Raw genomic sequence first — 7,567 nt, 5'->3', positions numbered from 1 at the left:
TGAAGAAAAATTAATACTAAAAGATTTAATAGAAATCGCTCTTATTAGAAGTGAAAAATGCTTTTCCAGGTCAAGGAATAAATATTATTCAAAAAACGGAGAAACATATTTTAATCCTTTTCACTCAGGCCAATACACAATATTTCTATATTACTTATCAAATTCCATTTATTTAACAGGTGACAATAGAACACTTGCGGATCGAATTTACTTTCTAAATAAGACACTCAATTCCTGTGACTTATTTTACGAAATTAGTTTGCCAGAAATATTTATGTTAGATCATCCTGTAGGAAGTGTTATGGGAAGAGCAGAGTATGGAAACTACTTTTCTTTTAGTCAAGGCTGTACTGTAGGCAATAATAAAGGGATCTTTCCTAAGATAGGTGAAAATGTTAAAATGTTAGCATACTCAAAGATATTAGGAAATTGCAATGTAGGAAATAATGTTGTAGTTGCGGCGAACACATTCATTAAGGATACAGATATTCCAGATAATGCATTAGTATTTGGAGCCTCACCTAATCTCCTTTTTAAAGAGAATAAAATGCTATATGGTAAAAATCTATTAGCGTAAATCTTTCAAATAACTATAAAAAAATAATTATACATAAAGTAATGTTAACTGGCAAATCAATATTAATAACCGGAGGAACCGGGTCATTAGGTAAAGCCCTTACAAAACACATACTTAGTAATTATCCTGACATTAAAAGACTCGTAATTTTCTCACGTGATGAGCAAAAGCAGTTTAACATGGCTCAGGAGTATCCCCACGATCAATATCCTCAGGTCCGCTTTTTTATAGGCGATGTGAGAGATTATGATCGAGTGAAAAGAGCATTGAAAGGGATAGATTATGTTATCCATGCTGCTGCTATGAAGCACGTTCCAATTGCTGAGTATAACCCAATGGAATGTGTTAAGACTAATATTTTAGGAGCAGAAAATATTATTAATGCTTGTTTAGAAACTGATGTTGAGCGTGTTGTAGCTCTATCAACAGACAAAGCAGCGGCACCGATCAACCTTTATGGTGCGACTAAACTTGCCTCTGACAAGCTCTTTGTCGCAGCGAATAATATTAAAGGCTGGAATCCTATACGTTTCTCTGTAGTTCGTTATGGCAATGTAATGGGGTCAAATGGTTCTGTTATACCCTTCTTTCTAAATAAAAGAAAAGAAGGTGTACTGCCTATCACCGATGTTACTATGACTCGCTTTAATATTAGCTTACAAGGTGGTGTCGACATGGTAATGCATGCCCTAGAGACTGCTTGGGGTGGTGAAATATTTGTGCCTAAAATTCCTTCTTATAAAATCACAGATGTGGCTGAAGCAATAGGCCCTGAATGTGAGCAAAAGATCGTAGGTATTAGACCTGGCGAGAAGATTCACGAAGAAATGATTACCTCATCAGATTCATTTTATACCTATGATCTAGGCAGATATTATGCGATCATACCTGCTATACCTAGATGGAATGTGGAAGACTTCATAAAGGAGTTTAATGCCGAAAGGGTGCCAGCAGGCTTCAGATATAACTCTGGAGACAATGATGAATGGGTTTCAGTGGAAGAGCTAAGAGAATTAATTAAAGAGCACGTTGATGAAACCTTTTCATTATGCTAAATAATCCTATACCTTACGGACGCCAGCACATCACCGAGGCCGACATACAGGCGGTGGTGGAGACGCTGCAGTCGGACTTCCTGACGCAGGGGCCGAAGGTGGCGGAGTTTGAGCAGGCATTCGCACACTACGTAGGTGCCAAGTACGCCGTGGCCGTGAGCAACGGCACGGCCGCCCTGCACCTCTGCGCCATGGCGCTGGGCGTGAACGAGAACTCGCGTGTGATCACCACCCCCATCACCTTCGTGGCCTCGGCCAACTGTGTGCGCTACTGCGGCGGCACGGTGGAGTTTGCTGACATCGACCCGGCTACGGCTTTGATCGACGTTGAGCAGGTGCGGCAGATGGTGGAGAGCAAACCCAGAGGCTTCTACAGCGGCATCATCCCTGTGGACTTTGCCGGCAACCCGGTGAACCTGGAAGAGCTGCGCCAACTGGCCGACGAGCACGGACTGTGGATCATCGAGGACGCGGCCCACTCTCCGGGCGGCTTCTTTATCGACAGCCAGGGCGAGAAGCAGTTCTGCGGCAACGGTAAGTTGGCCGAGCTGGCCATTTTCTCCTTCCACCCCGTCAAGCATATCGCCACGAGCGAGGGCGGCATGGTGACCACCAATGATGAGGCGCTCTACAAAAAGCTGCTGCTTTACCGCACCCACGGCATCACGCGCGATGCGGACCTTATGGAGGAGAATCACGGCGGCTGGTACATGGAGATGCAGGAACTGGGCTATAACTATAGAATTCCCGACATGCTCTGCGCCCTGGGCATTTCGCAGCTGAGCCGCGCCGACGAGGGCATGGCCCGCAGAAGGCAGATCGCCAGGGTATACGATGAAGCTTTTGCAGACGCGAAAGGTATAGCCGTGCTAGGCACCAATCCGGCGGCTGTGACCGATGCGGGTGAGACAGGCCACGCCTACCACTTGTACGTGATTCAGGTGGCTGACCGCAAGGGGCTTTACGATTTCCTGCGCGAGCACCAGATCTTTGCGCAGGTGCACTACATCCCTGCCCACACCATGCCTTACTACCGCAGTCTGGGCTACAGGAAAGGTGACTTCCCGAAGGCTGAGCGTTACTACGAAGCCTGCCTGAGTCTGCCGATGTACCCGACGCTGACGGACGAGGAGCAGCAATTCGTAATTGAGAAGGTGAAGGAGTTTCTAAGATGAGTAATGTAGCGATCATTCCAGCAAGAGGGGGTAGTAAAAGAATTCCTCGCAAGAATATTCGGGACTTTTTGGGGAAACCAATTATAGCATATTCAATTGAGACAGCTTTGGCATCTGGCCTGTTTGATAAAGTTATGGTTTCGACTGATGATGAGGAAATTGCTGCTGTAGCTGTAAAGTACGGAGCGGAAGTGCCATTCTTTCGGAGCAGTGACAATTCAAATGACTATGCTCCATTAAAAGATGTGTTGTTAGAAGTATTGGATAGGTACAAAGAACAAGGAATGGATTTTAAGTCATTCGCATGTATCCTCCCAACAGCTCCTTTAATTCAATCAAAACATTTAATTGATTCATTTCAAATAATACAGGATGGTTTTAAATCTGTTATCTCCATCGTTGAATATGAGTTTCCAATTCAGAGGTCACTTCATTTAGAAGAAGAGAAACTATTTAAAAGTTACCCTGAGTTATATTCGAAGCGAAGTCAAGATTTATCTAGTTACTATCATGATGCAGGCCAGTTTTATTGGGCAGACATAAAACATTATTTAAAGCACAAGAGCTTTTTTAGTGAAAGCATTAAAGGTTATATCCTAAATAGGAAGTACTTTCAAGATATTGACACTATAGAAGACTGGGAAATTGCTGAAGTGAAATTTAAATATGTCCATGAGCAAAATAAAACAGATTTGCATCGATAAGTTATCTCGACTTGCTCCTGTTGAAGGAAACAGGTGGGAATTAATATCTCATGCTCATACTTCCTCAATAGTAAAGTGGAGAAACGACCCTGAGAACTTAATTTTCTTTGAGCAACAAAATAGGCTACAAAAAAAAGAGCAAACGAAATTTATAAATAACTATAATGCAATGGATAGGATAGATCTTGTACTGATAGATCAGAACCCAATAGGAGTCTTCAGTATAAAGAACTTATCTACAATGCCAGAATATGGCGCTCTTATTGGCGATAAGCAATATAGGGGAAAAGGCATTGGAAGCAAAGCTAAATATACATTGTTTGATTTTTGGTTTAATGAGGTTAAACAAGAAGTAATTTACACTAAAAACAAATCAAATAATACACAAGTGCTTGAATCAAATCTTGCTCTAGGCTTCGAAGTAATATCAAATAGTAAAAGTAGTGATGATTTTACTGTAATGAAGCTACAAAAAGCCACTTACCTAAGAATATTAAAATAGGTTTCTGTGATCAAAGTTCTTTTTTTAACAGAATATGGGCAAAATGTTGGAATAGGGCATGTCAATAGGTGTAGGGCGTTGGCGGATGCTTTTGCGGAAAATAAATGCAGCATTAAATTTCTGATTAGAGGTAATAAATCTATTACAAATTTTCCATACGATGTTGAACATATAGACTGGGAGATAGCCGAACTTTCAATACAACAGATAGAAGAAAGTGATATTAGTATCTTTGATACATATCAAATAGAAAATTCACAGTTAGAAAGCCTTTCTTCTAAATCTAAATTGCCTGTTTCAATAACAGATGCAATGCAAAAATATGTAGAGAACGGTATTGTAGTGATAGGAAGTATATATGGAAGAGAAATACAAATACCTGATCTAAAAGCTAGCAATGTGCTAAGTGGGTCACCTTACATATTGTTTAGAAAAGAGTTCTGGAGGTTACCCGAGTATTTAGTAAAAAACGAAATCGAAAATATAACTATCTCATTGGGTGGATTTGTTGAAGAGCAGATAATTGTTTCCTTACTAAGAATTATTCAGAATGTATTTCCTAATGTTTATGTATCGGTATTTGGGAAAGTTAAAAAAAATGAAAAAAATGTCACTTTTGAAAAAGTGAGTTTTATGAATTTGTTTTCGAGTGAAGATTACATTAAACAATTATTTACTACTGATTTAATGATTACAAATGGAGGTCAGACGCTAAATGAGTCTGTTTTGATAGGGCTACCTACTATTGCTATTTCAACTGCTGATAATCAAGTAAAGAATGCTCTAACATGGAGCAAATTAGGAGCTATCAAATATTGTGGTAAAATAACAGATGAAAATTTTGGCAGAAAGTTTAAAAAGGAATTAGTCAAATTTATGACTGTTAATGAAAGAGATAAATTTAGTAAAGTAGCTCTTCAAAGTATAGATTCCAATGGTGCAAAAAGGGCCGTAGACTTTATTCTTCAAAAATATAGAAGCTTATGAAATTAAAGCTTACCAAATTCTCTTACACTGATTTTCTAAAAAAAAATGTATTTAATCGGTCTATACAGCGCATTAATATATTTAAGCTTTTCTATTTATGGAGTAAAGGGTTTGACACAAAAAACATCATTTTATATAAGCTTAATTTTAATAATTGGATCAATTATCTACCTGACTCAATAAGGTATAAAATTACATTAAATACAAATCAATGCTATTGGCCAATATTACATGATAAGCTTTTATTTTATTCATTTATAAACGGAAAACTACCAACTCCAGAGCTGTTTGGTATCATACACCATGGCAATATTGTTGGTATCAACAAAGAGTATAATTATGAAATCTTTCTAAAACAAATATATAGTAAGACTAAACTAGTATTAAAGCCACTGCAGGGGGGGAAAGGCCAAGGTATACTTTTTATAGACTTTGATGGTAATAATATCTTAATCCAAAACGAGATACAAAAAGAAGATATATTGCTAAATCGAATTAAAAATCTAAATGAATATGGAATCTTTCGATACCATGAGCAACATAAGGAGCTGTCAAAGATATATCCTTCAACAATCAATACGATACGCTTAGTTACCTTAGTAGATGAGAGCGCTACGGCAAGTATTTTTGCTGGGGTTCTAAGGGTAGGCTGGTCAGAATCTATACCCTTTGATAATTTTTCTCAAGGAGGAATGGTTTCTTTGATAGATTATGAGTCAGGAAAACTATCGCCATGGGTAAGCCGAAATTCTAATGGTTTACCATTAAAAGGTCATCTTCATCCAGACAGCCAAGTGAATTTTGAAAGTATAACTTTACCACATTGGAATCTCATAAAAAAAGAGATGTTGACCTTCTTATCTAAATACCCATCATTTAACTATGTAGGTTGGGATATTTTAGTAACAGAAGAGGGGTTTGTTATAATAGAAGGCAATCATAACCCTGATTTAGATTTAATTCAAGTACATAAACCATACTTAGCTGATAGAGGAGCTAAGAGATTTTTTAAGTCTATGAATATAATATGAATAATAAAGTTTTCATTATAGCTGAGCTATCTGCAAATCATAACAATGATTTCTCTTTAGCTGTTAAAACAATAGAAGAAATAGCTAAAACGGGAGCAAATGCTGTTAAAATTCAAACTTATACGGCTGATTCACTAACTCTTGATGTAGATAATGAATATTTTGGCCCACTCAAAGATGGATTATGGAAAGGAACTAGATTGTATGAACTTTATACTCAAGCATCAATGCCTTACGAGTGGCAACCTAAATTAAAGAAAGTTGCTGAGGATTTAGGATTAGTTTTCTTCTCATCTCCATTTGATATAGAAGGGGTAGACTTTTTAGAGTCTATAGAGGTACCTTTGTATAAAATTGCTTCGTTTGAAATTACAGATATACCCCTTATTAAGTATGTAGCCAGTAAAGGAAAGCCTATAATTATATCAACAGGTGTAGCTGAAATAGGCGATATAGAATTAGCTGTTAAGACTTGTAGAGAAGAAGGTAATAACAAAATTACTCTTCTAAAGTGCACTTCTGAATATCCAGCACCTGTAGAAGCAGCAAACCTACTTACCATACCTGATTTGAAGCAGCGTTTTGATGTTAATGTGGGGGTGTCTGACCATACAATGGGGAGCATAGTTCCTACAGTAGCTGTCGCATTAGGCGCTAAAGTAGTAGAGAAACATTTTATTTTAGATAGGAAGTTAGGAGGACCAGATTCAGCTTTTTCAATGGAACCTCACGAATTTACCGAAATGGTCAGGGTTGTAAGAGCAACTGAAGCGGCACTTGGTAAAGTTGTATACGAAGTTAGTGAAAGAAATAAACTAAGACGTCGTTCTCTTTTTGTAACCAACGATATTGCAGAAGGAGAGGTCTTTACTTATGAAAATATTAAATCAGTAAGACCTGGCTATGGTTTACATCCTAAATTATTATTTGACCTAATAGGTACAAAAGCTAAGCGAGCATTTAAAAAGGGAGAACCTTTAGTTTGACTATTGTTCAACAACAAGTAATAAGTTATTTCTAATTTGGTGCAGATAGAATATACTAGAAAAAAAATACAATTTAGGTTAAATAATTCGATCCAGTATTTTAATAAAATAGCTAGGTTTCCAAGCGTTCAACCTAAGTGTATGACATAAAATACAGAATGAAACAATAGGAACGCCAGAATACTATTTTAGAATGTTGGTCATAAATATAAATGAAAAAAACTGCAGAAAAAGTATCAAATTTTTTATTGTTTGGTTTTGGACCTAACAATATTGCAAGTAAGACCATTACTTTATTAGAAGAATCGAAGAAAAAACCAAGAGCTTGGGTTGGTAGAAATAATATTCAATCTCAAGTAGAGAATTACTCAAATGATGTTATCTTCTTTGAAAGTCCTTTTCCAACAGACATTAGGCTTACAGAAATATTGAAAAAAGAATCTTTAGATTTTGAATTTCTATCTTATTTATCAAATTCAAATGACAATATTTACTATTTGCTTGAGAGGGATAAGCAATATCACAAACAGACTCATCTTCAAAATACATT

Annotated in this window: 8 protein-coding genes and 1 pseudogene; all 9 read left to right on the top strand. The window is 37.3% G+C overall.

Features of this window, described 5'->3' with window-relative positions; translation table 11 throughout:
• Positions 1-577, top strand: a pseudogene (locus tag O71_RS23265) (hypothetical protein); the annotation flags it as partial.
• A 41-nt stretch (positions 578-618) separates the two neighbouring features.
• Positions 619-1,632, top strand: coding sequence for a UDP-N-acetylglucosamine 4,6-dehydratase (inverting) (gene pseB, locus O71_RS11745; protein ID WP_007656897.1), 1,014 nt, complete (start codon positions 619-621; stop codon positions 1,630-1,632).
• On the top strand, positions 1,626-2,807 hold the full coding sequence (gene pseC / locus O71_RS11740) for a UDP-4-amino-4,6-dideoxy-N-acetyl-beta-L-altrosamine transaminase (RefSeq protein WP_007656895.1): 1,182 nt from the start codon (positions 1,626-1,628) through the stop codon (positions 2,805-2,807). The genes pseB and pseC overlap by 7 nt, the downstream gene beginning before the upstream one ends.
• Positions 2,804-3,511, top strand: coding sequence for a pseudaminic acid cytidylyltransferase (gene pseF, locus O71_RS11735; RefSeq protein ID WP_007656894.1), 708 nt, complete (start codon positions 2,804-2,806; stop codon positions 3,509-3,511). The genes pseC and pseF overlap by 4 nt, the downstream gene beginning before the upstream one ends.
• Positions 3,480-4,013 (top strand): GNAT family N-acetyltransferase, encoded by a 534-nt coding sequence (locus O71_RS11730; protein ID WP_007656892.1) that lies wholly within the window; start codon positions 3,480-3,482, stop codon positions 4,011-4,013. Before pseF ends, O71_RS11730 begins: the two co-directional genes overlap by 32 nt.
• A 6-nt stretch (positions 4,014-4,019) precedes the next feature.
• Complete coding sequence (locus O71_RS11725; RefSeq protein ID WP_007656889.1) at positions 4,020-5,000, top strand: hypothetical protein; 981 nt, start codon at positions 4,020-4,022, stop codon at positions 4,998-5,000.
• Positions 4,997-6,031, top strand: coding sequence for a sugar-transfer associated ATP-grasp domain-containing protein (locus O71_RS11720; protein WP_007656886.1), 1,035 nt, complete (start codon positions 4,997-4,999; stop codon positions 6,029-6,031). Before O71_RS11725 ends, O71_RS11720 begins: the two co-directional genes overlap by 4 nt.
• Positions 6,028-7,017 carry a pseudaminic acid synthase gene (gene pseI / locus O71_RS11715; RefSeq protein ID WP_007656884.1) on the top strand — a complete coding sequence of 330 codons (990 nt, stop codon included), beginning with the start codon at positions 6,028-6,030 and terminating at the stop codon, positions 7,015-7,017. The genes O71_RS11720 and pseI overlap by 4 nt, the downstream gene beginning before the upstream one ends.
• A 212-nt stretch (positions 7,018-7,229) precedes the next feature.
• The coding region (locus O71_RS11710; protein WP_007656882.1) for a hypothetical protein at positions 7,230-7,567 on the top strand (338 nt) is incomplete at its 3' end.

The organism is Pontibacter sp. BAB1700 (genome assembly GCF_000277005.1).
GTDB classification, from domain to species: Bacteria; Bacteroidota; Bacteroidia; order Cytophagales; family Hymenobacteraceae; genus Pontibacter; species Pontibacter lucknowensis.
The sequence above is the reverse complement of the archived record's forward strand: the minus strand, read 5'-3'. Positions and strand labels throughout refer to the sequence as shown.

What these genes read in the sequence shown, in the direction of transcription:
- pseB (WP_007656897.1), top strand. Translation starts at nt 619, where the DNA reads ATGTTAACTGGCAAATCAATATTAATAACCGGAGGAACCGGGTCATTA.
- pseF (WP_007656894.1), top strand. Translation starts at nt 2,804, where the DNA reads ATGAGTAATGTAGCGATCATTCCAGCAAGAGGGGGTAGTAAAAGAATT.
- pseC (WP_007656895.1), top strand. Translation starts at nt 1,626, where the DNA reads ATGCTAAATAATCCTATACCTTACGGACGCCAGCACATCACCGAGGCC.
- pseI (WP_007656884.1), top strand. Translation starts at nt 6,028, where the DNA reads ATGAATAATAAAGTTTTCATTATAGCTGAGCTATCTGCAAATCATAAC.
- O71_RS11720 (WP_007656886.1), top strand. Translation starts at nt 4,997, where the DNA reads ATGAAATTAAAGCTTACCAAATTCTCTTACACTGATTTTCTAAAAAAA.
- O71_RS11730 (WP_007656892.1), top strand. Translation starts at nt 3,480, where the DNA reads ATGAGCAAAATAAAACAGATTTGCATCGATAAGTTATCTCGACTTGCT.